Source organism: Bordetella ansorpii, from assembly GCF_900078705.1.
In the GTDB taxonomy this organism is placed as follows: Bacteria; Pseudomonadota; Gammaproteobacteria; order Burkholderiales; family Burkholderiaceae_B; genus Bordetella; species Bordetella ansorpii_A.
Window position 1 is genome coordinate 147,876 of the sequence record NZ_FKIF01000006.1, and the last position, 25,727, is coordinate 173,602.

Consider the following 25,727-nt stretch of genomic DNA (forward strand, 5'->3'; position numbering starts at 1 on the left):
TGGTTGAAGATGCTGGCCTGAGTGGCCTGCGGGTGAACCGTGCTCAGTCTTCGGACGGCAGCACGATGGCAGTGACGCTGCGCCCCGCATCGGTGATGATGCGAATGGCGAGTCCCGGGTGGATCACATAGTGCGATTCCAGCGACGCGCCCGATTGAAGTGCAACGCCGTTGGCGTGCCATTGGCAGACGTTGACGTCACCCCAGTCGCCACGGGTGTGGCGCCTGAAGTACGGAATCGGGTCCAGGCGACCCGCGCGGACAAGGCGATCAATGCCTCGGCTGAAGATGAGCGCCCCGATGGGGAACGCCAGCCTCTGGCAGTAGGTTTCGATGCGATGCGATGCCATGGGCTCCTCCTTGAAAGGCTATTGAGCCACGACACCCCTGGCGGAGTGAAGTGGCTCCGTCAAGTGGATGGGATGACGAGGCGGCGCCTTCAGATCAGGTCGCGCTCTTCGGGAAGCTGGACCACCGTGGTCTGGTGGTCTTCGCTGGTCTTCACGAGCAACACCAGTTCCGGCGTGATCCGGTACTGGGAGATCATCAGGTTGTCCTGTTGGATTGCGACGTCGTTGGCTTGGCGGGTGGCCTCATCGATCTCGCCCCAGTCCCCGCGCACATGGCGCTGGACATAGGCCAAGGGGTCGATCAGGCCTCGCCGAGCCAGCCAATGCACCTTCTCGCTCAACTTCAACGTACTCGGTGCGAACAAGGGTTGCTTGCGCGGCGCAGGCCGCTTGAACGGATTGGGGAACATGGTGTTTCTCCTTCGATGTGGTACAGCAGGACGGCAGCGCGTCCGGTGGATCAGCGAATGGTCAGCACCTCGCCCCTTGTCGGGGAGCCAGGCGTCATGTCCCACGCGCGGATAACGGGCACAAACTTGTCGGTGAGGATGCGTGTCTCGGCGATGGAGCCGTCTTCGCGTTCGGTGAATTCCCGCTGGAGCGTCTTGTCCTTGTGGGTGTCACCTTTGACGACGAGCACGCGCCCCGTCTGGGAGCGCACGACGCCGGAGATCGCGCCCGCGGCCAGAGCCAGGGCGAGATGCCAGTGGGACAAGGCCCGCGCCGGTGGACGCAGCGACTGCTGCGCGGTCCCCAAGTGCGTGTCCAGCGACGGCCAAAGGCCTTGCAGCCGGCCAACCTCGTCGGCGAACTGTTCGGGCTCCATCGTCACGCGGAAGAAATGCTCCGGCTCGGCCGGACTGGCGGGGACGATGTACGGCAGGAACGGCCATTCGCTCGGCAGTTCCTCGGCTTCGACTTCGCCAAGCCCAACCTGCAGCAGCAGATTGCGCACGGCCTTGACGCCATCGGGTGCCAGCTCCCGCTGACGGACCCGGCGGCCGAAGATCACCACCTGCTTGAACTGCGTTTCCACCGCTCGGTAGATACGCAGATCGGTGTAGTGGCGCGTCAACCAGCCGACCAGCTCCGCGTCGAGCACGTAGCCGGGGACGATGAAGACCAGCACGCCGCTGTATTGCAACAGCGACAGCGAACGCTGATAGAACAGCTTTTCGAGGCGGGCACGGCCCTGGCCCTGATAGCCGATGTTGCCGTTGACGTCCTTGGACAGGTCGCCATACGGTGGATTCAGCCACAGTAGTCCGAAGGACTGCTTGGAGATCATCGTGTCCATCAGGTCCGCGTGCAGGCAGTGATCGACCAGGCCGCGGGCATGGCGCGCCCGCTCGGCGTCGAATTCGACGGCGAACGCCTTGGCCTGTTCGCGCCCGAGGGCATGAGAGGCTTCGGCGATTGCCACGCCTTCACCGGCGCAGGGATCGAGGATGCACATCGGCCCGTCGCTGGGCATCAGTGCGTTGAGGGCTCTTTCGAGCGTGGGTTCGTCGGTCGGGTAGTACCCATTTTTGGCGAAATTGCGGGCGAGCCGCGGGAACATGAGAGCCATGGAAGTCTCCTGGTTGGCGGGGATGAATGACGGAAGCACGCCAAGGCGTGCCTCCGAGGGTGGGTCAAGCCGCCACCGCTTCCGGCGTCCAAATCTTGGCCGGATAGGGATAGGCGGTGAGCGCGTCACTGCGGATCAGGGAGCCCAGCGCCAAGCTCAGCGCCGGCACGTCGATGGCGAGCCGATGGCCTTCCAGCGGCCCGAGGGCGGACGGAAGGCGGGCCAGCATCTCGCGGCTTTGCAGCAGTTCCAGCACGGTCTCGCGCCAGTGGTCGAGCAGCGGCAACGGGCAGGTGTCCCGCACCAGCATCCACAGGCGGTCAAGCCGGTGGGCGCTGTCACGTGGCAGCAGTGCCAATGCGCTGGCGTTGGCCTTGTCGGGCTTGACGCAGCGCCGGTCGAACAGCCACACGTTGGACAGCGAACCGAACAGCGTTCGCCGGTAGGCGCGCGTGATGCGCTTTTCCAGGCGATCGACGTTGCCGATGAATACCGGGACGCTGCCGCCCTGGTCGGTGATGACGTGGAACTGGTCCAGTCCCTGCTCGTCGCGCCCGAGGGTCAGGCGTGCAAGGAACTGCTGGACGGCGGTGTCGCGCGCCCAGATGGACAGGAAGATCAGGTTGCCCTGGTCATCGCCGACGCAAGCGTCGGCCATAACGTCCGGGCATTCGTCGATGTGGAACAGCGTGGTGGATGAAGTGTGTGCGTGCATGGTGGTGTCCTCGATGAAATGAGGGGCAGCACCGCCCGCAGGGGCAGCGAATGCCCCGTTAGGGATGAAGGAATGCGGATAAGGTGTTCGATCCGCTTGGGCGTTCAGAACGTCTGTTCGGTGAACGAGCCGTCGGCCTGATGCTTGACTACACGGTTGCCAACGTTGCCCTCGCAGTCCTGTTGGACTTCGGTGAACATGCTTTCGGGCACGTCGATGTGGAAATGGCGCAGGACCACTCGGTAGTAGTCCAGGTAGTGGTTGAACGGGTCGCTCTCGTGCAGGTTGCTGTACAAGAAGTCGTCGCTCTCGACCTTCGCGGTATCGTCGATCAGCTCGGCCGGCTTTTCGATGAATAGGAAGAAGTAATTTGCCGGCCGGTCCCAGCCCAGTACGACGGTGATGGGAAAGCCCTTGTGAACGGTGTCGAAGTAGTGCCGACTCATGGTGATGTCCTCGGTGAATCGGAAACAGCACCGCCCCTGAGGCAGGTGCTGCCCCAAGGGGTGGAGAAAAGCCGCGCAAGCGGCGATGACGTGTGCCGGACCTCAATAGTCCGAATCGCAACCGGACGGGCAATAACCCAGTTCGATTCCGTGCGAGCAGTAGCCGTTTTCGGCGTTCCAGTCCTGGGTTTCCTGCCTTTCGGCCGGTGTGGCGTAGCCCCATTCCTGTGCGATCTGCAGCGCCTGTGCGCGTTGCTCTTCCGGCAATCGACTGGCTTGCGCGTCGATCTCCGAACTGAAAAGCGTGACCCAGTGGTCCCAGGACAGGCCACAACCACGCTGGGCGTGCTCGGCGGCTGTCTTGCAAACAGCTCGCCACGCGGGTTCACCCAGCGAAGAACGGGGTGTATCGCAATCGATGGTGGACATGATGGAGACCTCCAGAAGAAAGCCGGGGGCCTCCCCGCATAGGGAAAGAGCCCCGGCGGGTGGATGAAGAACACCGCGCATGCGGTGTCTGCGATCACGCAGGTTGCAGTTCGGCCTGGCGGCTCCACTCCTGCGTTTTGAAGTCCAGCGCGTAGCCCAGATCGCCCAGGCGGGCGATCTGCGCGCGCAGGGCGCGGCGGTCGATGGTCGAATCCAATTTCACGGAATCGCCCAGCGGCCAGAGCAAGCCGAACAAAGCAACGTCGCCCTCTTCGGTGCTGCCAGGGGCAGCCGCCGCAGCGGGCGTCGGTGCATCCACACCGAAGGGCGTGGTATCGACCAGCGGGTCCGCCGAGGCCTGCACGGGTGCGGGCTTGGCGGGTCTGGAGGCCTTGGCGGGCTTGGCCGGCGTTTCCGCAGGCTGCGTCCCCAGCTCTTCATCGAGTGGATCGACTTCCTGGGTGGCGAAGCTGCGGGCCTCATCACGACTCAGTTTGTCGATGCCGTTGAGCGTCATGCCGTCGAGGTTTGCGCGCACTTCAAACCGCGCGCCGCCCGCGACCGGATAGGACTTCGCGAAGATGTAGCGAATGACGAAATCCCCGTCGTACTTTCCTTCGGGGTACTGCTCCAACTCCGCGTCTTTAACCGCGAACTCGCCGATGGGGGTAGAAAGGCGCCCAACCGTGAACGGGCCGTTCTTGCCCCGGATGGTCCGCAACGTGAGCTGGCCCGGGACGACGATGGGTAGGGCTGATCTCGTAGGTGCCGATGTGGCTGCCATGATGGTTCTCCTTGGACGAATAGGAAAAAGGCAAGGCCCCGTGAGGGGCCGTGCCGGATCAGAACGAAGCAGCCAATGCCGGCTCCTGCTCCTCGACTGCACATTCGGGCTCGCGCTCGGCGGGCTCGGCAGATTGGTAGGAAACGGCGTCGGCGGCAGTGTCGATGGCGTTGGCGGCTTCGGACGCGGGTGCGTCCTCCGCTGGCGCTGCCTCGGCATGCGCCTGGCTCGTCGGATAGACCTGGGTGCCGTCGATCTTGATCAGACCGATGTGGACCAGCGTCGATTCCAGGCTTGCGGCCGGTTCCCCAGCGTGCTCGCCCTTGGTGCGGATGTACGGATCGATCTTCATGTCGTTCAGACGAAAGGCGATCAGCACCTTGCGATCCCCTTCGATGGCCTGCACGCATCGGCGAACCAGATGCTCGGCTTCAGGGGTGGCGACGATCGTGTCGAAGTACCGATATTCCGGTTCATCGACAGGTCCGGCCAGCGCGGCGATGGAGCACGACAGGAACGGGTCACCATCCTTGGGGGTGACGTCCTTCGGACGGTTGAGGTAGCCGATGCCACGGGTGATCAACTCGTGCTGCTCGATCGAAGCCAGTTCGGCCCGCTCGATCAGCTCGGCCTTGAGCAGTCGCGCCTTGAGGGATGCGGCGGCCTGGCCTTTCTGTTCGCCCTTGTCGCGGATGTAGGCATCGCCCCAGAGGTCGCCGAGGCGAAAGCGCACCAGCGGTCGCTGCTTGGAATCGTCAACGCCGATGTAGCGCTGAACGAGCTTCTTGGCCTCGGCACCCGAGACCTTGACGTCGAAGTAGCGGTAGCTCGGGTCCCTGGCGGGGCCGACCAGCGCGGCGATGGTGCAGGCCAGGAAGGGCTGCGCACGGCGGCCGCCCCTGACGGGCACCTCACGGACACGCTGGAGGTAGCCGATGCCCGAGGTGTGGAGGTCGAAATACGATTTCTCGTTGGAAGTGGTGTTCATGGTGAATCTCCATAGGGAAAAGCGGAGACACACCGAGCCCACGCATGCGGGGAAAGGTGCGTAACCCCGCGGTGGGTTGATAAGGCGAAAGCATCCGCCACCAGGGACTGGTGGCCGCTCGCGGATGGATGCGGTGCGAGCTGGCTCGGTCACGCAGTGGAAACTGCGCCGCAACCTCGAGGACCGATGGTTGCCTGGCATGTCGCTGACAGCGTCAGCAGGCATGGGGTCAGCATGGCCGGGCCTCGCGCGCGCGACAGCAATCAATTGGCACCCGCGCGTTTCCCTTTGTCCACGCAGCCCGGCTCAGCGCAAAAGAAAGCCCCCGGTGTGGGGGGCTGCGAGAGTCGAGTGGCGGTTGCCGCGCTATGCGGGAGGCACCACCTCCAGCGACAGATGTGTGGCGGTGGCCGACAGCATCAGGTCGTCTTCGGTGTGCAGGATGCGCGTGAATACGCCGTCCTTCGGGTCGAAGTACTCCCCGAAGTCGTCGCCGCCCAGTTCGGCGCGCGCCAGTTCCCACCAGTCGTCGAACGGGTCGGTATCCGGGTTGCAGCCGACGGCATAGGCCAGCAGCTTCACACGCCCATCCGGGCGGCGCTCTCCCTGCTCGGCGAGGAAGTACACGCCCTGGTCCTTGACCAGGATGACGCGGCATTGGCTGCGATGGCCTCGGTCAGCACGGGGCGCAGGTCGGAGCCTTTGAATCGCAGTGACATGGTTGAAATCTCCTATGTGGAATAGAGAAAAGGCCCTCCATCCGCATGGATGGAGGGCCTGTGGGCACATGGCCCATGGGCGAAACTTCGTGGCGGGACCCACGGGTCAGCCGTAGAACCGGCAGGATTCAGTTTCCGGCGTCATGCCGGCACCGCCTGGCGCTGCCGGGTAGCCTTGGCGTCGATCACGCTCACATCGATCAGGCGCCAACGTCCGTCGTCGATGAGTCGCTCCAGCACTTCGCCGAGCATGTCGAAATACACCTCGTCATGCCGATCGACCAATTCGCCGTCGCGATGCAGCTCCACCACGTAGGTGTCGCCGCCTCGGTCGTACAGCACCGTCACCCGGCCCTCGAACTTCGCGGTCGAGACCGTGAAGCTGATCGCCGGAGGCGTCTCGATGATCTTGGACGGCGTCGGATCGACCCAGGTGAAATCCCGGGCACCCGCATCGACCAGCATGTGGGTGATGCGCCGGAAGCCATCGGGCGCCGGCATTTCCTCCAACTGCTGGATGAGCTGACCCAGCTCCATGCACTGCGGCTCGGGAATGGGCAGCTTGGCCGGCGCGGAGCCGAGGATGTGCGTCTTGACGGTGTAGGGAATGCCGTCGGACGTCATCTCGGTGCGCTCTTCCGGCGTGTCCGCCCGCAGCCCATCGAAACGGCGCCGTGCGTAGGGTTGGACATGCACCTTGGCGCCTTCGTCGGGGACGGTGGTCACCAGCTTGGAATCGAGCACAGCGAACTCGCTCGGCTTGAGCTTGACGACGATGGCATCGTCGGTGATGGCGACTACCTTCCCGTCGAAGGGCTGGGGGTCGACGGCGAAGCCCAATGTCGAAGATTGCGGCTGATCGTCGAACACGCGGTACTTGAACGACCGCACGTTGCGGGGCACGTGGCCTGCGACTAGCGAAGGCATCATGGATTTGATGAGGGAACGGTCCATGGGAATCTCCTTGAGGAAGAAACAAGGGATTCCCCGCCCGCAAGGGAGAGGTCCCTTGTGGGTGGTGTGGATGGACGCGGTACGTCCGTGGAAAACATCGACCAGCACGGCTTCCCGTGCTTGCAGCCTTGAAGGTCTTGGCTGCCTGGGCATGTGTCGGCAACGCCGACGAACATGGGGCAAGAATGGCCCGGGAGTAAGCGGCCCGCTTGCAGGAAACGGCACCCCATCGCACCCGCTTTCCAGCGCTGCGGGCGAGAAAAAGCCCCTCGAAAGGGGCTTGGGGGTCAGGCTTCGTACACGAAGTAGTGTTCTCGCTGACGCGGGAAGAACACGTGCTTCCACGTGTCGCCGCTTGTGTTGCCACCGTCGAATACGACCATTTCGTAGTCGTCAATGTCGGTGTCCACCAGATCGGCGCTGTCGATATGGCGCATGTGCAGCGTACCGCTCATGCGCTCGAACACCAGGATCTGGCCGATGGCGTCGTCCTGGCTCATGGCGTTGACGCAGGCTCCAAGCTGATTCTCGAAGTCGGGCGTGGGCAAGATGAGATCGGGGAACATGAGATTGCTCCTATGGAATTGAACCAGCCCGGCTCCTGGTGGGAGGCGGGCTGGCATATGGGGGATAAAGGGGAAGGCTTGCGCGTCGCGTGTCTGCTAGGTCTCGGCCAGTGGCAAGCCCAGTAGCGCGGGTGCGTCGGCATCGAGGATGAGGATGCGCACATCTGCCTGGCCGGCCAGTTCAAGGATGTTCGCCAGGTCGTCAGGCATGCCCTTGTCGCGGTGCTCCTGTCGAAGCTGCTCAGCACTGATGCCCTCGGCATATTCCAGGTTCTTGTCTGTCCAGGGCGTGGAGATCAGCTTGACGCCAATCGCCGGGCTGTACGGAACCCGAAAGGCGATGAACAGAAAAGCCTCCGGCGTGGCGAGGTCTGCCAGGTTGGCGAGGTACTGGCCGGTTTCCTGGCAGATGTGCGCGCTGCTGACTTCCCAGCACCGGCTGTAATAGCCGGTCTCGAAACTCAACCGCTGCACCACGTCTCGCGCGGCTTCGGCCGAATAGGTATCACCGACATGGACCGGGCGGCCGTCGAGGTCGTCGCCATGGATGGCATAGACCACGGCGCCCACCACGCCTTCGCCGTTGATGCCTTCAACAGCATCACATTCAGCAATCAGCTCGTCGCTGATGGCGTCAGTGCCGCTTTTGATCAACGCGAAGTCGCTGGTGACGATGCAAGGCGATGAGATCAGGTCGTTGTCGGAAAGATGCGCTTGGCTCGTGTGGATGGATCGCCAGACATGCGGGCTTCCGTCCCCGTAGCAGATGCACAGCGTTCGGACGACTCTCAGATTCCAGTAGCCGCGTACAAAGGGATTGGGATTCTGGGTCATGGAATTTCTCCAGATTGAATAATGGAGCCAATTCCCGCCACCGGGAATTGAACCCCGGTGGGTTGAAAGTGGAAAAAGCGTCAGGCGGCACTGATCGAGGGCTTTGGGCCAATCGGCGCAGGCTGACGGAAGAAAAATCGAGGGACATGGCCGCGTGGACGCATGTCCCTCATGGGCAGTGAACAAAAAGACGGTGGTATGCCGCAGACCGGCTCACCAACCGCTGTAGTTCACCAACAGATCGGCGATGACCTTGCGGCGTTGCAGATCGAGACCATCGAAGTCCGACAGTCCTTGGAAGTGGCAGCGCTTGAGCATGGCACCGCCCTCGCGCGCGTTGTAGAAGCTGAACATGGCGGACAGGAACATGCGTTCCCCGCTGCTCAGGACGCCGAGTGCGTCGTTGGCACGCAGCATGTCGGGACGCAGATCCCACTTGCTCTTGGCCTGGTTCAGGCCTTCGCGCGTGCCGTCGCCAAACCATTGCGGGCCTGCGATCTCGACGCCGCGCTTCCAGACCTCGAAGAAGGCTTGGGGCGCGGCGGCGAAATGCTGCTCTTCCCGCATGATCTGATCGACGACTTCCTGGGGCAAAAGCTGGTTCATGACGTGGTTCCTCCAGTTGGATCAGGGTGTGGCGAGCTGGGACCCGCCGCCTCTTTCGAGGGCACGTTGAGCCGCGGCATAGCTGCGGAAGTACTGGCAGGATTCCCGCGAAACGGGACCTTCTGTATCGCGCGTGCCGATGTAGTGGCCGGCGGCGCTATGCAGGATTTCGAGCGGCAGGAACTTGCCGCAATGGATCAAGGCCAACTGGCCGAAAGAGGCTTGCTGGGACGTGGACGGGCTCCTTGGAAAAAGCGGGGCCTCGTCCCTCACGGGATGGCAGCTCCCGCACGCGGTTGAGAAAAAAGCATCGGCGTCACGGGTGACGCGCGTCCGCAGACTCGATGCGATGGCGGACTGGCGGGTAGCGCGGAAAGAATCCGCGGCAGCCTGGAAACTCTGGCTGCTGGCATGGTGCTGACGAATCAGCGACACATGCGGGCAGCTTCATGCGCGAGGCGAGCCGCGTCAGCCGGAAATCGGCATTTGCAACAGCCCCGATTGGCGAACGCGGAAAAAAGAAAGCCCCGCAATAAGTGCGGGGCTGTCAGGAGGATGAGGCGAAACTGGGTCAGCGAGGCCTGTCGCCCAGTACATGCTGCTTCCACAGGGCGAATGCCTCGTCCGGTCCCAGCTCTGCGAGGATGACGATGGGCTGGCCCCGACGGGCACGCAGCGATGCGAAATACGCTGGCCGGTCGGCGATGGCGTTGAGCTTGATGCCCTTTAGGAACAGCAACTGGCGGGGGCGAACTTTGGTGGTAACGCAGGCATGATTGCGCTTGTTTGGGGCAAAAGGGCCAGCGAAGCGGGCGGACACGGCCAGAAAACCGCGACGAACTACTTGTACTTGCCAGGCGAGGCGAACGGGTGACATCAGCATATCGCTATGCGGTAAAGAAGACCGTCCTAAAGCTTGCAGGATCCCGGCATAGCTTCATCATCACCTCTCCGTGACGGCTCATTGGAACGAAAAAGGCCAGCATCGCCGTGATGGACTTTCATAATTGCCAGGTCAACTGGCTTGCGTGCTGTTTATTCACAGCAAGGCATTGCGACGTCGTTGCAGCAATCGCCGCCATCGCAACAGGGCGTTGCAGCAAAAGCGGCGGTGGGCGCTAGCATGAGGGCCAAGCCGCGGCCGCTCATGCTGGGGGCCGTTCTCTTCAGATTGGTGTCCTGCACCGTGTGCATTGCGAATTTCCGGATCGTCCCAATGTCACTGGGACTCCTTTGTGGCGGCCGGGTTCTCCACGCTCATGAACGACTGGGCCACCAGCGCGATCGCCCCGCCCACGATGGCCATGTCAGCGATGTTGAAGGCGGGCCAGTGCCAGCCGTGCAGGTGAAAGTCGATGTAGTCGATAACGTGCCCGCGCGTGGCGCGGTCGAACGCGTTGCCCAATGCGCCGCCCAGAATGAGGCTGTACGAAAGGCCTTCCGTTTTGCGCAGCGGCCGGGAGAGCAGCCATGCGAGCCATGCCGATATTGCGAACGCGATCGCCAGAAAAAACCACCGCTGCCAGCCGCCCGCGCCAGCAAGGAAGCTGAACGCCGCGCCGGGATTGAGAGCGTGAACTAGGTTGAAGAATGACGCCACCTCGTGCGACCAACCCAAGGGAGTTGTCGCGTCAATGTAGCTCTTAGCTGCCTGATCGCCGGCGAATATAACGATCGCGAGTGAGTACCACTGCGTCTTGCGAAGAGATGGTTCATCCATTGTTCATGCCGCCTTGAACTTCAGGAGGCGCAGCCCATTGACGACAACCAAAAGACTTGCCCCCATGTCAGCGAACACAGCCATCCACATGGTGGCATGCCCTGTGAACGTCAACGCAAGGAACACCGCCTTGATGCCAAGGGCCAGAACGATGTTCTGCGTGAGGATCGCCGCAGTGCTACGCGACAGCCGGATGAAGGCGGGGATCTTGCGCAGGTCGTCGTCCATCAGGGCGACGTCGGCTGTTTCGATCGCGGTGTCGGTGCCGGCCGCGCCCATGGCGAAGCCGATGTCGGCACGGGCGAGCGCGGGCGAATCGTTGATGCCGTCGCCCACCATGCCCACCTGGCCCTCGCCGCCGACCAGGCTTTCGATGGTCTTGAGCTTGTCTTCGGGCAGTTGGTCACCACGGGCTTCAGAGATTCCGACCTGGGCAGCGATGGCCGCGGCCGTGTGCTGGTTGTCCCCCGTCAGCATCAGCGTGCGCACACCCAGCGCCTGCAGGTCGGCCACCGCCTCACGGCTGGTTTCCTTCACGGTGTCGGCCACTGCAAAAATGCCGAGCACGGTCGCATCGTCCATCAGCAGGATCGCTGTCTTGCCTTGGCGCTCCAGGGTCTCCAGCCGAGCCTGGAGCGTCGCTTCGCTCAGGCCCAGCTCCTGGGCGAGCCTGTGGTTGCCCATGTGCAACATGCGCCCGGCGACGCGGCCGCGCACGCCGCGGCCAGGCAGCGCCGCGAAGTCGTCGACCTCGTGCAGCGCGATGCCGTCACGGTTCGCCTTGCGGGCGATGGCCTGAGACACAGGATGGTCCGAGCGTGCCGCGAGGCTTGCGGCCCAGGCGGCAACTTCCTGCGCCTCGCCGATCAGCGGCACGAAGTCGGTCTGCTCGGGCTTGCCATGTGTGAGTGTGCCGGTCTTGTCCAGGGCCAACGCCTTGAGCTTGCGCCCGCCCTCCAGGTAGACGCCACCCTTGATCAGGATGCCGCGTCGGGCGGCAGCGGCCAAGCCGCTGACGATGGTGACCGGCGTGGAGATGACCAGAGCGCAGGGGCAGGCGATCACCAGCAGTACCAGGGCCTTGTAGACCCAGTCAAACCATGCGCCGCCGAAGGCGAGCGGCGGCACGACGGCAACCAGCACGGACACCGCGAACACCGCCGGCGTGTAGACGCGGGCGAACTGGTCGACGAAGCGCTGCGTGGGCGCACGGCTGCCCTGCGCGGACTCCACGGCATGGATGATGCGCGCGAGCGTCGAGTCGCTGGCGCCTGCGGTCACCTTGTATTCGAAAGAGCCGGTCTCATTGATGGTTCCGGCGAAGACCTGGTCACCTTCGGCCTTCTCGACGGGCAGGCTCTCGCCGGTGATGGGCGCCTGGTTGATGGCCGATCGACCCGAGGTGATCAGGCCGTCCAGTGCGATGCGCTCGCCAGGACGCACGCGGACCACCGCGCCCTTTGCGACCTCCTTGGCCGGCAGCTCTGTCCATGAGCCATCGGCCTGCCGCACGGTCGCGGTCTCGGGCGCCAAGTCCATCAGCCCCCGAATGGCGTTGCGGGCGCGGTCCAGCGACTTCGCCTCGATCACTTCCGCCAACGCGAACAGGAACATGACCATGGCGGCCTCCGGCCAGTGGCCGATCGCCATGCCGCCGGTGACCGCGATGGCCATCAGGGCGTTCATGTTCAGGTTGAGGTTCTTCAGCGCGATCCAGCCCTTCTTGTAGGTGCTGAGGCCGCCGGTGAAGATCGAAACCAGTGCCAGCACGATCACGGCCCAATGATTGCCGTCGTTGACCCAGTACACGCCTTCGGCGGCCACCGCCGCAACGCCCGAAACCGCCATCGGCCACCAATTGGTCTTGTGCGCGGCCACCGGGGCATCGCGCGGCTCATCAGTCCTCTGGACCTCGGCTTCCATGCCCAGCGATTCGATGGCTTCGACTGCCGGCTTGATCGCGTCGGGTGTGTGCCGAACCGTGAGCGTGCGCTGCATCAGGTTGAAATCCATTCCCTGCACGCCCGGCATGCCTTGCAGCTTGCCGCGGATCAGACTTTCCTCGGTCGGACAGTCCATCTTCGCGATGCGAAGTACCGTGGTGGCTGTCTGCATGTCCTGCCGCGCAGCCTGCATTCCAATGGAAGCAAGCGCCTTCTCGATCGGCGCTGAGGTCGCCAGCGTGTGCTGGACTCCCAGCACACGCTGCATCAGATTGAAGTCGAGCGCGGTCACACCCGGCAGCTTGCCCAGCCGGTCGCGGATCAGCGCTTCTTCCGTCGGGCAATCCATGTTCTCGATCCGGTACGTCACCCGCTCGCCGATCGGCGGCGCGGAAACGGCAGCGGTTGGTTGCTGCTGCAGGGCCGAGGATGGGATCACAGCCGCGGCTTCGATCGGCCCCGTGTGGCCGAAGGTCTGCTCCTTGGCGCGCATGCCGATCGAGGCCAGGACCTGCTCCATCTGCGCGCGTGCCTGAGCGAGGTGTTTCACCGACAGGGTGCGCTCAGCGAGGTCGAAGTCGAGGTCCTGAATTCCCTCGACTGCCCCGAGGTGCGAGCGGATGAGTTTCTCCTCGCTCGGGCAGTCCATGTTCTCGATGCGGTAGGTGGTCGACACGGCGGCGTCTCGGACAGCCTGAGCCTTCATGCCCACCGAATTCAGCGCTTGCTCCAAGGCATCGGCCGAGACTTCGCGGTGCGAAATGGTCAACAAACGCTGCGGAAGATCGAACAGGAGCCGCTCGACACCGGGCATGCCCTCCAGCGTTCGCCGCACCAGTGCTTCCTCATTGCGGCAATCCATGTTGCTCACGTGGAAAACGGTGGTTTCAGTGCTGGCCTGCTCACTGGCGCACGCCGTCTGTTGGCCATTGCCGCCGGAGCAGGCGCATGGGCTGGAAGGTTCTTTGTTCATAGATCGCTCTTCATTGACAAGGTTTTCCCCGGATGCCATCATTAGAAAACCTCTAGTAGATATAGAGTCAAGTTTTTTATAGGAAGCAACCATGATGCGGATCGGTGAACTGGGCAAGAAGGCAGATTGCTTGGTGCAGACCGTGCGCTTTTACGAGTCAGAAGGCTTGCTGCCCGAGCCTGCACGTAGCGAGGGCAACTTCAGGCTCTATGACGAAGTCCATTTGCAGCGCTTGCTGTTCATCCGCCGCTGCCGGGCGAAGGACATGACGCTGGATGAGATCCGTCAACTGCTGAACTTACGGGATCGGCCAGAGTTGGGCTGCGGCGAGGTGAACGCGCTGGTCGACGCTCATATCGCGCAAGTGCGGACCAAGATGAAGGAATTGCGCGCCTTGGAGCGCGAGTTAATGGATCTGCGACGCTCCTGCGATAGCGCCCGAACCTCGCGCGAGTGCGGCATTCTCAACAGCTTGGCCGAGCCCGCCTGAAGCTCGAGCGTGTCATCGGTGCTGGAAGTGATCGGGTCCAGTTCTGAGAGCCACGTGCCGCGCTCCATCATGCGAAAGCGCGCGGTTCTGACGTTTTGAGACGGCGTGCGACCGAGGGCGTGGCCCACAGGAGCCAGCGCGAGCCGGACGACCTGCGCGCCGCAATCTCCGCCACCTTACGGGTTCTCCAGGCCAGACCGAGCATCGCGGCGTGGCTGCGCAGGTGCAGGTGCAGGCCAAGGTAGCAGTGCGCCACGACGCGGCCCGACTCATGGGCACGCCACGCAACTCGCGATCGCTTCGCAAGAAGCCGCAAGGCCCGACTCGCGCAAGAATGCGACGTGGGCAAGATCGTATAGCCAGCAGCGCAAGCGTTTGCCGCTGCTGGCCGGCTCCGGAAGGGATAGACAAGCTGCGGGCCGTAGTCCATTGGAAAGTCCATCTTTCTTGAGTGTCACTCTTTGGCGCCCAGCGTGTGCTTTTGCGACCGGAAAGCGCTGAACAAGTGGCCCCCGGGCATCCAGAAATCGCCGTAGTTGACTTGGGCGTCTTCGTGCTCACGCTTGTGATGCCAGCGATGGGCTTCAGCCACCCCGATCAACAATCCCAACGGCCCGACCCGGTATCCCAGATTGGAGTGCTGGAAGGCCAGATGCACGACCAAGAAGCCGAGCCATGCGCCGACGGCCAACCACAGCTTGGAACGCCGCTACTGGCTCAACGGGGAGTGGAAAGGCCGCCCGCCCTCTAGCAAGGCGGCACAAGCGAGCGCGACGATCACTGTGAGTAGCTCCGTCGGAAAAGACGGCCGGCCGGTCGCGAGCTCGCCGAAGAGCACAACCGCAGTGGCGCCACGGATCAGTGGATAGCAGCCATACCGGATGACAGTCGCAATGAAGGGGGCGCATTGGTGCTCATCTGTTCTGTCCTAAAGCTCTGACTGGATTGGAAAACCTTCTAGCTACGGTAGAGTCAAGGGCGTCCGGGAAGACCCTGTGGCAAGTTCGTTGCATCTGCGCCTTGACTCTCCAGCCGCTACAGGCTTCAGCATCCATCGATTTGGAAGGAACAATGCATGGCTGAAAACCACAGAAATCACGAAAACGACGAGTTGGGCCGCCTAGATGCGAGCGATGCGAAGGACCGAAAGATTCTTCTGACTGTGTTGCTGATCAACCTGACGCAGTCCGCCGCCGGCATTGCCCTTGGCATCTGGGCTGGCTCTACGGCGCTGATGGGCGCCGGGTTGGACAACCTCGCCGATGCGTCGGTCTATGCGGTTAGCCTGTATGCCGTCGGTCGTGCGGCAACGGTCAAGGTGGGCGCGGCCCGCTTGTCGGGTTTCTTGCTAATCGGCCTGGCCGCGCTGCTGCTGTTGGAAGTCCTACGCCGCTTCGCTGGAGGGGAAGAGCCTGTCGGCCCAGCCATGATGGCCATGGCCGCGCTGAACGCGGCTTTGAACCTAGTGTGCCTCAGACTACTGCGCCGCCATCGCGGGGAAGATGTGAACTTCAAGGCGTCAGCGATCTTTACCAGCAACGACTCCATCGTCAATGGTGCGATTGTGCTGTCCGGGGTGCTGGTGATGGGGTTCGGGTCGAACATCCCGGATCTGGTGCTGGGCGTCATCGTGGCCGCAATCGCAGCGAATGGGGGGCGGGAAATCCTGCGCGAAGCATCGGAAACAGCTCGCCGTAAGGCGGGCACATAAGGCATGTTTTCGCCCAGTTCATCCCGAGGTTTACCTCTGCAAAAGAGGTAGTCCAGCCTTTGGGCTACGGCCTCGGCTGCAGCCGAGCGTACCATTGGCGATGGCCGCGCGATAGGCGGGCATGCCGTTCTCGACCTCCGTCTGCCGTACAGCAGCGGTGCGCAAGGTTGAGGGTGCATGTCGTCTCTCCTGTTCGTGTGGCCCAGGCCAATGGCCGGGCCGGGACGTTGATGGGCAGGAGAATGGCGCCGAAGGCCCAACGGCCTTCGGCTCGGGAGAAAAGAGGAACCACCCGTGGGCTGATTGGCAGGCCCGGTCGTCGCTAGAACCGTCTGCTCATCAAGCAATCACACCCGGCCCATGTCGTGGCTGGGGCCGGCATCGTCTGGCGCACATCCGCGCACAAAGGGAGCCCGTTTTTGCACCGGCGGGCACCGGCACCGATTACCGCTGACCACGAAGGGTCTCCCGGTGGCTCGTGCAGCCTGGCAAGCCACCGGGAGACCCTTCGCAGAGGGCGGAAGAAACGCAGATCAACAGAACGCGCGTGGTGCGGCTCGCAGAGAAGCTACCTTCAGGTCCCGCGGCCGGGGACGGCTGGGCGGGACGCGCACACGGATCAAGAAGGCGTTGCGCGCTGGGCGTCCCGCAGGGCATGCGGCGGAGTGCGGGACAGGGGCCACGCCGCCGAAGGCGGGCACGGCTCACGGGGAACGGGGGCGGTCAGGAGCCTTTGCGGCCGCTACGGCGCGGGCGCGAGGCGCCGCGCTTGGAGCTGCCGGATTCGACTGGCAGCGTGCCTTTGCAGTCCGGGTAGCGGCTGCACGACCAGAACGGGCCGCTCTTGCCGCTGCGCTGGCGCGTGGGTGCGCCGCACTGCGGGCATGCCGGCCCTTGGGGAACCTTGATGGACAGGGAGGCGCTGCCGTACTGCGCAATCAACTGCGAAATCCACGCGGCCTGCTTGCCGATGAACACGTCCAGGGTGAGCTGTCCGGCCTCGATCATGTCGAGCGCCTGTTCCCAGACGGCGGTGGTGCCAGGGTCGGCAATCGCCGCAGGCACGGCATCGATCAAAGTGAAAGCCGCATCCGAGGCGCGGATGGCGCGCCCCTTCTTCACGAGGTAGCCGCGAGCGATCAGGCCGCCGATGATGTTGGCCCGCGTCGCTTCGGTGCCGATGCCAACCGTATCCTTGAGCTTCTGCTTCAGGCGGGGATCGGACACCAGCTTGGCGACGCCTTTCATGGACTTGACCAACTCGCCTTGCGTGTACGGTTTGGGCGGCAGCGTCTTGAGTGCCTTGAGATCGACGTCGGCCACCTGGCATGCCAGGCCCTCATACAGTTTCGGCAGCGCGGGCAGCACCTGGGCGCGGACCGCAGTATCGCCCTCGCCATCACCGTCTTCGGCCTGCGGCTCGGCGAGCACCTGGCGCCAACCCGGGATGACAACCTGCTTGCCCGTGGCCGCCAGGTTCTGCCCCCCGCACGAAAACTTGGCCACAGTGCGGTCGAACTCGTGGTGAGGGAGGAACTGCGCCAGGTAATGCGACCGGATGAGCCTGTACACGGCCAGTTCCTTCTCGCTCATGGCGGAGAGCTTCGCCGGTTCGAGCGTCGGGATGATGCCGTGGTGCGCCGTGACCTTGCCATCGTTCCAGGCGCGCGAGCGCTGCGAGCGGTCGAGCTGGCCCATGATCGAGCGCAGCGAGGGATCGGTCTTGAGCAGGCTGTCGAGAACGGTGGGCACTTCGGCAAACATGCTCTCGGGCAGGTAGCCGGAGTCCGAGCGGGGGTACGTCGTGGCCTTGTGCGTCTCGTACAGGGCTTGGGCAATCTCCAAGGTTTCCTGCACGTCCAGCCCAAGCTGCTTGGAACACACTTCCTGCAAGGTGCCCAGGTCGAACGGCAGCGGCGGGCCTTCGCGGACACGCTCAGTCTCCACCGACACGACGTGGGCACTGCCCGCAGCGCGGATCTGCTGCATGGTCTGCTGTGCGACCGGCTGCCGCAGGCAGCGGCCTGCGTCGTCGGTGCACGCATCGGGTGGAACCCATTGCGCGGCGAAAGTCGAACCGCCTGCGAACAGGGACACGGCGATGGCCCAGTATGGTACGGACACGAAGCGCGCGATCTCGCGGTCGCGGTCCACAACGAGCTTGAGCGTCGGGGTCTGTACGCGGCCGACCGACAGCACGCCGTCGTAACCCGCCTGTCGCCCCAGCACCGTGAACAGCCGGCTCAGGTTCATGCCCACGAGCCAATCCGCACGGGAGCGCGCCAGCGCCGAGTGGTACATCGAAAGCGTCTCGGCCGAAGGCCGCAGCTTGCCCAGTGCCGCCCGAATGGACGCATCGTTGAGCGCCGACAGCCACAGGCGTTCGATGGGGCCGCGGTAGCCGCAAAGCTCCACGATCTCGCGGGCGATCAATTCGCCCTCGCGGTCGGCATCGGTGGCGATAACCAGGTGAGTCGCCTTCGCCAAGAGCGCCTTGACGACCTTGAATTGCGTGGCGGTCTTCGGTTTGACCTCGACCCGCCAGTGCTGGGGAATGATGGGCAACTGCTCAACGGACCATCGTTTGAGCTGCTCGTCGTAGGCCTCGGGCGGCGCCGCCTCCACGAGATGGCCGATGCACCAGGTGACCGTGACGCCGGAACCGTTGAGGCAGCCTTCACCGCGCTGCGTGGCGCCGAGAATCCGGCCAATGTCTTTGCCCTGGGAGGGCTTCTCGCACAAGAACAGCCGCATATCCGTCCATCCCGATTCCTGTTGTTCATGGAGTTGCTGGGATCGAGGATGCCGAGCGCAGCCCCTGGCAGCAGCAAACAAGCCGCATGCGGCAGCGACCGCTTTCACGCCGATGAAATGGCGAGTGCGGGGAAGGTGCGTGGCCGGAAGTGTGCGGGCCGAGAGCCGCGATTTCCGGGAGCGCGCGTGGAACTCGGTGGACGTTGGTGGAGCTATCCCCTGGGGATAATTCGCAGCGCATGGAGGGCGGCGAAGCACTGCGGCAGCCGCCCTCCATGCCCGATCACTTCCTGCGCTTGGTCTCTTTCGGCGCCGTCGATTCCTGGGTGGCCTGGGGCTTCGGCTCTGCCTCCTGTGGCTTCGGGCTGAGGGCCACAGACTCGATGCGGTACGGCAGGATGCCGACACTGCGCGCGTTGACCTGCCAAGTCTCACGCGGCTGATCTTCGTTGTCCGTCCAGGGGTCGCGCTCCATGCGGCCGACGACCAGCACCCGCATGCCCTTCTGGTAGAGCTGCTGCCAGCGGTCGGCGTCGTGGTGCCAGAGTTCCACCGGCGCCCAGAAGCCGCCGCGGTCCTCGAACTCGCCGCCCTTGGTGGGGACGGGGTTGTCGAAGTACACGTTCAGCCGGAGCAACCGGCGAGGATCGTCGTTGCCATTGGGGAATTCGCGGTACTCGGGAGGCGATCCGATGTTGCCCTCGCCGATGAATTGTGTGCTCATGTTGGAATCTCCGTGGTGGTTGAAATACCCGTGCCTCGTTGGGCTCGGGCGCGTGCTCGGATGGCAGGCGCAATCACCGATCGCGCACTGCGGCAGGAACGGACGCGAGCCGGCGCAGGTAGGTGTTGTCCGCCTGCGCGGCCTTGCTGGCGCATTCCTGTGCTTGCCTGCCCAGGGTGTGCAGCAGGCTGATCTGCATGTTCAGCATGACGCGCTGCAGTTCGATCTCGTGCAGGTCGTGCAGCAGGTTGACCGGCGTGCTGGGGCTCGCCATCAGCTCCTGCCACAACGCCACGCCCATGGCCGATCGATCGTGCTTGCGCCAGCGAAGAAAGGTCGTGCCTGCGCCAGTGGTCTGCTGGGCCAGCTCGACGGGAAGCAGGTGGAAGGGATGCCCGCACGCCTGTGGCAGCACCTGTCGCTGCGCCAGGGCAATCAACTCGTCGCGCATGGCGAAGCACTGGCTGGCCCAGGCCTCGAAGTCCCCTTTACCTTTAAAAGGCTTTAAAAGGCCTTTTAGAGAGGCCGCGTGTTCCAGCCGCATGAAGGCTGGCTGTTCCAGACGACGGAAGTAGCGCGGTTCGCGGTTCGGGTCGCTCATGCCGGTTCGTCCTCGCCGGCGGCTGTGGACTTGGCCTCGGCCGAATCGGCGGCAGCGCCTTCGTCGGTGGGAGATGCGGCTGCGGCAGCGCTATCACCACGCTGTTGCAGACCACGGCGCACGACGGGCGGCGCAAACTTCGAGCGGCGCATGCCTTCGAGCACGTCCTGCGGCAGTTCGCCGAACTTCTCCAATGCTGCCCGAGCTGCGGCGTTCTTGGCCGCGAAGTCGTCGCGGGTGCAGCCCGAGTAGCGGTATTGCTGGGCCAGGCTGAACAGGCTGCGCAGCGCGTGGGCACCTTCGTTGAGCCAGCGCTCCAACGTCGAGCGATCGATCAGCGCGGTGTGGTGGGCGAGGATCAGCTTGCGCGCGATGTCGTCGTAGTCGGCCAGGAGATAGACGGCGGCAAAGCCCAACTGCGCATTGACGAACAGCGGAAGCTTGACGGGCTGCACGTTGAGGTTCTCGCCCAGGGTCAACGCGGCGGGCACGCCGGCCAGGGCCTGGTCCACCTGGTCGCGCAGCGTCTGCAGCGTGGTCCTGGTCTGGTCGAGCTTGTCTTCGATGCGAAGCATCCACCAGTCGCTGTATGGGTCGTCCTGCTCCGAGCCGCGCTTCATCTTGTTCATGACGGCGATGTAGCCGTTCAGGCCGACGATGCCCGGTCGCCCCTCGGCGGCGGCGCGGCCATGCCAGATGCGCGAGGCGTGGTGGGTGTGCAGCGTCAGCGACATCGCGCTGCGCAGGGAGCCGAGGTTGAGTTGCAATGGTTCGTTGCTGGTTGCCATGGTGATCGCTCGCTGGTGGACAGGGAGCCGCCAGCATCCGCATGCAGCGGAAGGCAGTCAGTCAACAAACCGAAATGAGCCGACCCCCGGTTCTGTGCGCGCTGGCGGCGCAGCGCGCAACGGTCCCCTGGGGACCGCTCCGCAGATGGGCACTCACATCGGCGTTCCCGTCCTCGGTTGTTGACGGTATGCGTGCTGCACCGCACGTCGCGCTGCCGTTCGACACGATCCTTCGCCGCGCAGCCGTCCCCAGGGGACCGTTCCGTTGAGCGCCATGGAGGTCTGCTTCATGGTCTTGCATGCGCTCTACTCAGGTTTTGCGCAGCATGTCGCGCCGTCGCCCGGCGCTTCACCGCACAGCCGTCCCCAGGGGACCGTTTCTGCCGACCGCCATGGAGATCTACTTCACGGCTTTGACAAGCCCTGTGCTCAGGATTTGCGCAGCAGATCGCGCAGGCGCTCGATGTGCTGCCGGGCCACCTCGGGCGGCACGACGTTGCGCGGCGGCTCGGTTGGTGGCGCTCGCGCCGCCGATGGTGTTGGCGGTGCCGGGCCGGTCTGCTTGGCCCAGGCATTGAACTCGCCGCGCATGGCGCGCTGGATGATGCCGAACAGATAACCGGCGGGGTTGCGGATGCCATGCTTGCCGCACCGTGCGGCCCATTCGTCCAGCACGGCCTGCCGCAGGGCAGCGTCCACCTGCTGCAACGCCATCTTGGCTCCGGCCTGCTGTTCCGCCTTCAGTTCCGCGAAGCGCTTGGGCCATTGCAGGTCGCCCAGCGCACGCGCCTGCGCGGTAGTACGTACTTCATCAATACGACTACTACGTACTGTACGGTCCTGCTTCGAATTCCGAAGAGCGCCGTCTGGCGCGGGTTTCGGCCCTGCTTCGGATTCCGAAGATGGGCGATCGCCATTCCGAAGAAGGCTCGCGGGCCCTTCTTCGGAATCGTGGACCGCATCCTCCTGTGGATAACTTTCGGAGGCGGTGATGCCCTGGTCGGCCAGGCGCTCGGCGAGCACTTGCAGCCGCGACGGCAAGGTGCGTCCGGACAGCATCGGGTCGTCCGCGATCTCCTGGAGGGTGTTGAGTCCCACCACCTGGACGGCCTTGGCCGAATGCCCCAGCGACTGGCTGACCAGGGCCAGGTAGTCGGCGTCGAGTTGCATCGCCTCGAACGGCGTCAGCGGTTCGTCGTGCAGGACGTAGAGGTTGCCGAGGATGCGACCGGTCTTGGGGTCGCGCCGTCGTCGCACGAGGCTCAGCCAGCGCGTCAGGCGCAGCAGCGTCAGCGCCCGCGCCACGGTCTCATGGGAGGCCTGGCCTGCGCAGGGCATCGACGCCAGCCAGGGGCGCAACTGCTCATAGGTGGGAAATGCCGTGACGCCATCGTCGTTGAGCATCAATCGGAACACCTGCCAGGCGTTGCGCTCCAGCGGTGTCAGGCGGCGGTCGAGGAACAGCCGCCGCGGCACGCTCCCGTGCCGATTGCCACTGAACAGGAAGGCGTCGCCGGACGTAGGAGGCGTGGGCGTTGGAGCAGGCAGGGACGCGGGAGCGCCAGAGCTGGACTTGGGCGCGAGGTCCTTCAGCGCAGCGTCGAACAGGTCGGCGAGTGCGATGGGGCCAGGGCGCTGGGCTCGTGGGGCGGTGTCGTCCACGGCCATGGCCTAGCCCAATCCCTGATCGACCCAGTTCCTGATCGCGGCCCAGACCACCGAGAGCGGCAGCGACATGCCCTCGGCCAGGTCCATGGCCGCATCGAGAATCGAGGTCTCGTCCTCCAGATCGACGTTCCTGCTGCTGGTCACGGCTTTCCATTGCCGCCACAGTTCGGTGTCCTGGGTCTCGTCCAGGACGGGGTGGCGCCCCTTGCGCTTGGGCAGGCCGAGGATCTCCCGCCGCAGGGCGACTTCCTGATGGGTCAGGCCATAGAAGCGGCTGACCATCTCCGTGCTGGCCCCCAGCCGCAGCATGCGATCGACCGTGGCGATTTCCTTCTCCACGTCCTGTGCCTGGTTGAGCAGGCGCTGCAGCACTTCGCGGTTGACCGTGACCGAGCACCACGAGACGCTGGCGTTGGCCAGCACGCTGATCAGCGCGGGGTGCTTGAGCGCATCCAGCTCGGCCTCGCCGAAGCCCATGGCCTTGCAGCGGCGCAGTTGGCCGTTGCGAAGGTCATACAGCGCCTGGGCAATCACGGCCTGGTTGAGCGGATGCGATGTGGACATGCGGCCTCCCTCGCTCACGTCCCGGGCGCCGTGGTGCCGGCTTCCAGGTCCAGCAGACGCCGGGCGAGGCGCAGCAGCCGAAAGAGCTTGACCAACGCCGTGTCGCTCAAGCGCCTTGCGCCGCTGCCATGGCCTTGGCTCTGGCCGTGCAACAGGGTCGGCAGGTCGGCGGCGAGCTGCGCGCCGTCCAGGCCCGCTTCGGCGACGGGCTGACCCGTCAGGGAAGTGAGCAGCGTCAGCACCGCGCGGCCGAGCGGCGACGGGGCTTGGCCGCGGGCGCGGCACGCAAACCCGATGCCATCGGCGCGATCCTCGATGCACTCGTCCAGGCCTGCCTCCCCGGCGATCTCGCGCGCGAACTGCGCGATGTGGATGCGCAGCCGATCGGGCGTGTCCAGGCCGGCGTCGATGTACCAGACGTCGGAGATCGGATAGAGTCCGCCGAGTTGCACCGGGATGGACTGCAGCACGCTCGCCGAGAAGTCGGGCGGCAGCGCATCGCCCAACTGGTCGGCGACCATGCGCTGGATCGATTGGAGCCGTTCTGTCGTCGGTGCTGGCGAGACGATGTGCTCGCGAAGCAGATCGCCCGGTGCGGCCGGCTGGCTTCCCGTGGCCGCTTCGCCAACCGCCGTGTCGTCGTGGCGCAAGGTGGGCTCGGACGCCGGAGGGCTGGCGGGTGGAGGACCGGCCGCCGCTGCAGGCGTGGCGATGGACGATGCTGCGCCCGGCGGAGTCGGCGTGCCGGCGGTGGGCGAAGGCAACGCCGGCTGCGCCGCAGGTGGCGTCGGGTCACTGACCAGCGCCCGGTGGCGGCTTTCCGATTCGGTCAGGTCCAGCGCCAGCACGTCGTAGCCGATGCCCAGCAGCTCGGACATCTGGCCGATCAGCTCGTCTTGCACGCGCTGCGGCGCGAACTCGTCGCCCTGCGTGTCGAACTGCGCCAGCACCTCCTGAAAGAAACTGTCGAAGTCCAGCGGCAGCGAACGGTCCTTGGCGTAGTGCTCCCAGGTGCGTTTGCAGGCCGTGCGCATGACCGACAGCCGCTCGACCTGGTGGCGCCCCAGGCCGCCATAGAGCACAGTGGGAATGGCGGGCAGCAGGTAGCGCACCGCGTCGGCCATGCGGGTGATGTGCGACCGCTGGACGGGGAAGCCATCGGCCGCCAGGCGGCGGGCCAGTTCCGACTGGCTCAGGGCGGCGCCGCTCTCCTGCTCGTAGAACTCCCGTGCTTTCTCGACGCCGAGCGCGCGCTCGATGAACGTGAGGCCGCCGCGCAGTTCGTTCTCGGCAAGATGCCCGGTCAGCGCGACGATTTCACCGCGCTCCGGCCATGGTCGGAACAGGCACGATATGCGGAAGAAGCGTTCTTCCTTGGTCTCCGACCAGAGTTCGCGCAGGATCGCCAGTCGCGTGTTGCCGCCGTTGCGGATGATGTAGTGGTCCTCGCCGGGCCTGCGCGTGATGGCCGGCGCCGCGTCCAGGCCGCGCTCGCGGATGGATGCCTTGATTTCCTCGTAAGCCGGGTTGCGCTTCATGCGCGGGTCATGGTCGTAGGGCCGCAACTGGTCCAGCGTCACGACCATGGGCGTGTCCGCGATCGGGTCGCTCAAGGCCGTAGCCGCTGGGCCGCTGCGCTCGAAGCCGGCCGCGAGCAGCTTGCCTGCCATGTCCTGCGAGGTCATGTCAGCCATGGCCGCACCCCTCGCAGTCCCCACGACCGCCGGCCGGCGCCATGCGGGCCTCTCGCTCGGCGCGGCGGATCTGCGCACGGGCGTTCAATTCGGCCCGGTGGTCACTCGCTGTCGAACTCGTGTAGATCGCCGCGCAGCCGGCCTTGGTGAACTTGAGGTGCCCGCCCGGCGTGCGCTTGACGTGCCAGCCCTCACCGACCGCGAACTCGATCAGGGCGCGCAGCCGCTTGTGGCCGCGGGCCAGCTCATGTGCGTTCGCCATGGGGCCTCCCAGGATCAAGAGGTCGCTGCGGGCGGCCGGATACTTGAGCCAGTCGGTCCTGCCATTGCGGGAACAACTCGCTGGCGAGCGCGCGCATCGTGTCGAGCGCGGCAGGGGCGACTCTGCCGGGCGGCTGGCGGTGCTCGACCCGATGCACCGGCAGGCCGCGCGTTGCGGCACGTGGATACGCTTCTATGGCCGGCACGTCGGTGGCGAGCACGCGGATGCCGGCGCTGTCCTGGAACAGGTCGCGCAAGGCCTGCTGGATCAGCCGTGCGTTGGCGGACACCGGGTGGACGCGGTTGATGAGCAAGTGCAGCGGCGGCGGTTCGATGCCCAGGTGCCGGTACGGCGCAATGTCTTCGAGCAACTGCATGGTGCCGCGCCGCAGCTCGCGTGCCGCGAGGATCTCCGGCGTGACGGGCGACAGCGCGAGATCGGAGGCGAGCACCGCCATCTCCAGCAGCACGGAACGCGCGCCCTGGGTGTCGATCAGCACCAGGTCGTAGAGGGGAGCAAGTGCTGGCAGCAGATGCCGCAACCGCAGGCGGCCATCCGGCGCATGCAGCAACAACGTGTTCAGCTCGCCCCGGTGGTCGTCGGACAGCACCAGGTCCAGGCCCGCGATGATCGTGCGGGACACGAGCTGGCCAAGGTCGCGCTCGTTGAAGGCCAACAGCTCATAGATGCCGCCCGGCGCGCGCTGGGTCAGTTCGTAGTAGGAGGACAAGGTGGGCTGCACGTCGAGATCGAGCAGCAGCACGCGCAGGCCCGCGTCCGCGGCGAGCCCGCCCAGGTTGGCGGCCGTCGTGGTCTTGCCGACGCCGCCCTTCGTTGAAATGATGGACACGACCTGCATGGCGCTCTCCGGCTGG

28 protein-coding genes and 1 pseudogene are annotated in these 25,727 nt (G+C 64.8%); 2 read left to right on the forward strand and 27 right to left on the reverse strand.

Annotated features, from left to right (window positions below; all coding sequences use genetic code 11):
• Positions 1-43 precede the first annotated feature (43 nt).
• The 16 genes and pseudogenes from A6745_RS11085 to A6745_RS11165 all read right to left on the reverse strand — a co-directional run bounded on the left by A6745_RS11085 (position 44) and on the right by A6745_RS11165 (position 13,596).
• Positions 44-349 (reverse strand): hypothetical protein, encoded by a 306-nt coding sequence (locus tag A6745_RS11085; protein WP_003098895.1) that lies wholly within the window; start codon positions 347-349, stop codon positions 44-46.
• A gap of 89 nt (positions 350-438) precedes the next feature.
• The gene (locus A6745_RS11090; protein WP_003098896.1) at positions 439-759 is read right to left on the reverse strand and encodes a hypothetical protein; all 321 of its coding nucleotides are present in this window, start codon (positions 757-759) and stop codon (positions 439-441) included.
• Positions 760-809: 50 nt separating this feature from the next.
• Positions 810-1,943 carry a DUF6094 domain-containing protein gene (locus A6745_RS11095; RefSeq protein WP_254916320.1) on the reverse strand — a complete coding sequence of 378 codons (1,134 nt, stop codon included), beginning with the start codon at positions 1,941-1,943 and terminating at the stop codon, positions 810-812.
• A 40-nt stretch (positions 1,944-1,983) separates the two neighbouring features.
• The gene (locus tag A6745_RS11100; RefSeq protein ID WP_008266552.1) at positions 1,984-2,634 is read right to left on the reverse strand and encodes a hypothetical protein; all 651 of its coding nucleotides are present in this window, start codon (positions 2,632-2,634) and stop codon (positions 1,984-1,986) included.
• 104 nt (positions 2,635-2,738) lie between these two features.
• Complete coding sequence (locus A6745_RS11105; RefSeq protein ID WP_006226014.1) at positions 2,739-3,080, reverse strand: hypothetical protein; 342 nt, start codon at positions 3,078-3,080, stop codon at positions 2,739-2,741.
• 102 nt (positions 3,081-3,182) lie between these two features.
• The gene (locus A6745_RS11110) at positions 3,183-3,509 is read right to left on the reverse strand and encodes a hypothetical protein (protein ID WP_006226013.1); all 327 of its coding nucleotides are present in this window, start codon (positions 3,507-3,509) and stop codon (positions 3,183-3,185) included.
• 94 nt (positions 3,510-3,603) lie between these two features.
• On the reverse strand, positions 3,604-4,293 hold the full coding sequence (locus A6745_RS11115; protein WP_006226012.1) for a DUF3275 family protein: 690 nt from the start codon (positions 4,291-4,293) through the stop codon (positions 3,604-3,606).
• A gap of 58 nt (positions 4,294-4,351) precedes the next feature.
• Positions 4,352-5,281, reverse strand: a complete 930-nt coding sequence (locus A6745_RS11120; protein WP_006226011.1) for a DUF3577 domain-containing protein — start codon at positions 5,279-5,281, stop codon at positions 4,352-4,354.
• 366 nt (positions 5,282-5,647) lie between these two features.
• A pseudogene (locus A6745_RS11125) lies at positions 5,648-6,000 on the reverse strand (DUF3085 domain-containing protein).
• A 141-nt stretch (positions 6,001-6,141) separates the two neighbouring features.
• On the reverse strand, positions 6,142-6,954 hold the full coding sequence (locus A6745_RS11130) for a hypothetical protein (RefSeq protein ID WP_006226009.1): 813 nt from the start codon (positions 6,952-6,954) through the stop codon (positions 6,142-6,144).
• Positions 6,955-7,241: 287 nt separating this feature from the next.
• Positions 7,242-7,520: a hypothetical protein gene (locus A6745_RS11135; protein WP_003108989.1), complete on the reverse strand. Its 279-nt coding sequence runs from the start codon at positions 7,518-7,520 to the stop codon at positions 7,242-7,244.
• Between the two features lie 96 nt (positions 7,521-7,616).
• Complete coding sequence (locus A6745_RS11140) at positions 7,617-8,354, reverse strand: DUF5983 family protein (RefSeq protein ID WP_003098947.1); 738 nt, start codon at positions 8,352-8,354, stop codon at positions 7,617-7,619.
• Between the two features lie 213 nt (positions 8,355-8,567).
• Positions 8,568-8,960 (reverse strand): hypothetical protein, encoded by a 393-nt coding sequence (locus tag A6745_RS11145; protein ID WP_003098949.1) that lies wholly within the window; start codon positions 8,958-8,960, stop codon positions 8,568-8,570.
• 571 nt (positions 8,961-9,531) lie between these two features.
• On the reverse strand, positions 9,532-9,843 hold the full coding sequence (locus tag A6745_RS29690) for a hypothetical protein (RefSeq protein WP_003108988.1): 312 nt from the start codon (positions 9,841-9,843) through the stop codon (positions 9,532-9,534).
• 336 nt (positions 9,844-10,179) lie between these two features.
• Positions 10,180-10,680, reverse strand: coding sequence for a signal peptidase II (gene lspA, locus A6745_RS11160; protein WP_003098955.1), 501 nt, complete (start codon positions 10,678-10,680; stop codon positions 10,180-10,182).
• Between the two features lie 3 nt (positions 10,681-10,683).
• Complete coding sequence (locus A6745_RS11165; protein ID WP_003098961.1) at positions 10,684-13,596, reverse strand: heavy metal translocating P-type ATPase; 2,913 nt, start codon at positions 13,594-13,596, stop codon at positions 10,684-10,686.
• 91 nt (positions 13,597-13,687) lie between these two features.
• On the opposite strand from A6745_RS11165, the gene cadR reads away from it, so the two are divergent.
• Positions 13,688-14,086 carry a Cd(II)/Pb(II)-responsive transcriptional regulator gene (gene cadR, locus A6745_RS11170; RefSeq protein ID WP_003098965.1) on the forward strand — a complete coding sequence of 133 codons (399 nt, stop codon included), beginning with the start codon at positions 13,688-13,690 and terminating at the stop codon, positions 14,084-14,086.
• A 67-nt stretch (positions 14,087-14,153) separates the two neighbouring features.
• Here the strand turns inward: cadR and A6745_RS29320 are convergent, their stop codons facing one another.
• A complete protein-coding gene (locus A6745_RS29320) occupies positions 14,154-14,528 on the reverse strand; it encodes a DUF3703 domain-containing protein (protein WP_055312603.1) in 375 nt (124 codons plus the stop codon).
• A gap of 12 nt (positions 14,529-14,540) precedes the next feature.
• On the reverse strand, positions 14,541-14,777 hold the full coding sequence (locus A6745_RS29325) for a hypothetical protein (RefSeq protein WP_003098970.1): 237 nt from the start codon (positions 14,775-14,777) through the stop codon (positions 14,541-14,543).
• Positions 14,778-15,161: 384 nt separating this feature from the next.
• Here A6745_RS29325 and A6745_RS11180 point away from each other — a divergent pair, with 384 nt between their 5' ends.
• Positions 15,162-15,797: a cation transporter gene (locus tag A6745_RS11180; RefSeq protein ID WP_003098972.1), complete on the forward strand. Its 636-nt coding sequence runs from the start codon at positions 15,162-15,164 to the stop codon at positions 15,795-15,797.
• A 723-nt stretch (positions 15,798-16,520) separates the two neighbouring features.
• Here the strand turns inward: A6745_RS11180 and A6745_RS11185 are convergent.
• From A6745_RS11185 to A6745_RS11225, 9 genes are all read right to left on the reverse strand, one after another.
• Positions 16,521-18,551: a DNA topoisomerase III gene (locus tag A6745_RS11185; protein WP_003116834.1), complete on the reverse strand. Its 2,031-nt coding sequence runs from the start codon at positions 18,549-18,551 to the stop codon at positions 16,521-16,523.
• Between the two features lie 283 nt (positions 18,552-18,834).
• Positions 18,835-19,275 carry a single-stranded DNA-binding protein gene (locus A6745_RS11190; RefSeq protein ID WP_003098976.1) on the reverse strand — a complete coding sequence of 147 codons (441 nt, stop codon included), beginning with the start codon at positions 19,273-19,275 and terminating at the stop codon, positions 18,835-18,837.
• Between the two features lie 73 nt (positions 19,276-19,348).
• A complete protein-coding gene (locus A6745_RS11195; protein ID WP_003098978.1) occupies positions 19,349-19,876 on the reverse strand; it encodes a DUF3158 family protein in 528 nt (175 codons plus the stop codon).
• The gene (locus A6745_RS11200; RefSeq protein WP_003098981.1) at positions 19,873-20,664 is read right to left on the reverse strand and encodes a PFL_4669 family integrating conjugative element protein; all 792 of its coding nucleotides are present in this window, start codon (positions 20,662-20,664) and stop codon (positions 19,873-19,875) included. The genes A6745_RS11195 and A6745_RS11200 overlap by 4 nt, the downstream gene beginning before the upstream one ends.
• 429 nt (positions 20,665-21,093) lie before the next feature.
• A complete protein-coding gene (locus A6745_RS11205) occupies positions 21,094-22,332 on the reverse strand; it encodes an STY4528 family pathogenicity island replication protein (protein ID WP_008264646.1) in 1,239 nt (412 codons plus the stop codon).
• 3 nt (positions 22,333-22,335) lie between these two features.
• Entirely contained in the window at positions 22,336-22,896 is a 561-nt protein-coding gene (locus A6745_RS11210; RefSeq protein ID WP_003090097.1) for a DUF2857 domain-containing protein, read from the reverse strand.
• A gap of 14 nt (positions 22,897-22,910) precedes the next feature.
• A complete protein-coding gene (locus tag A6745_RS11215; protein ID WP_003098985.1) occupies positions 22,911-24,590 on the reverse strand; it encodes a ParB family protein in 1,680 nt (559 codons plus the stop codon).
• Positions 24,583-24,852 (reverse strand): hypothetical protein, encoded by a 270-nt coding sequence (locus tag A6745_RS11220; RefSeq protein ID WP_003050422.1) that lies wholly within the window; start codon positions 24,850-24,852, stop codon positions 24,583-24,585. The genes A6745_RS11215 and A6745_RS11220 overlap by 8 nt, the downstream gene beginning before the upstream one ends.
• Positions 24,836-25,711, reverse strand: coding sequence for a ParA family protein (locus tag A6745_RS11225; protein ID WP_003098988.1), 876 nt, complete (start codon positions 25,709-25,711; stop codon positions 24,836-24,838). Before A6745_RS11225 ends, A6745_RS11220 begins: the two co-directional genes overlap by 17 nt.
• Between the last annotated feature and the right edge of the window lie 16 nt (positions 25,712-25,727).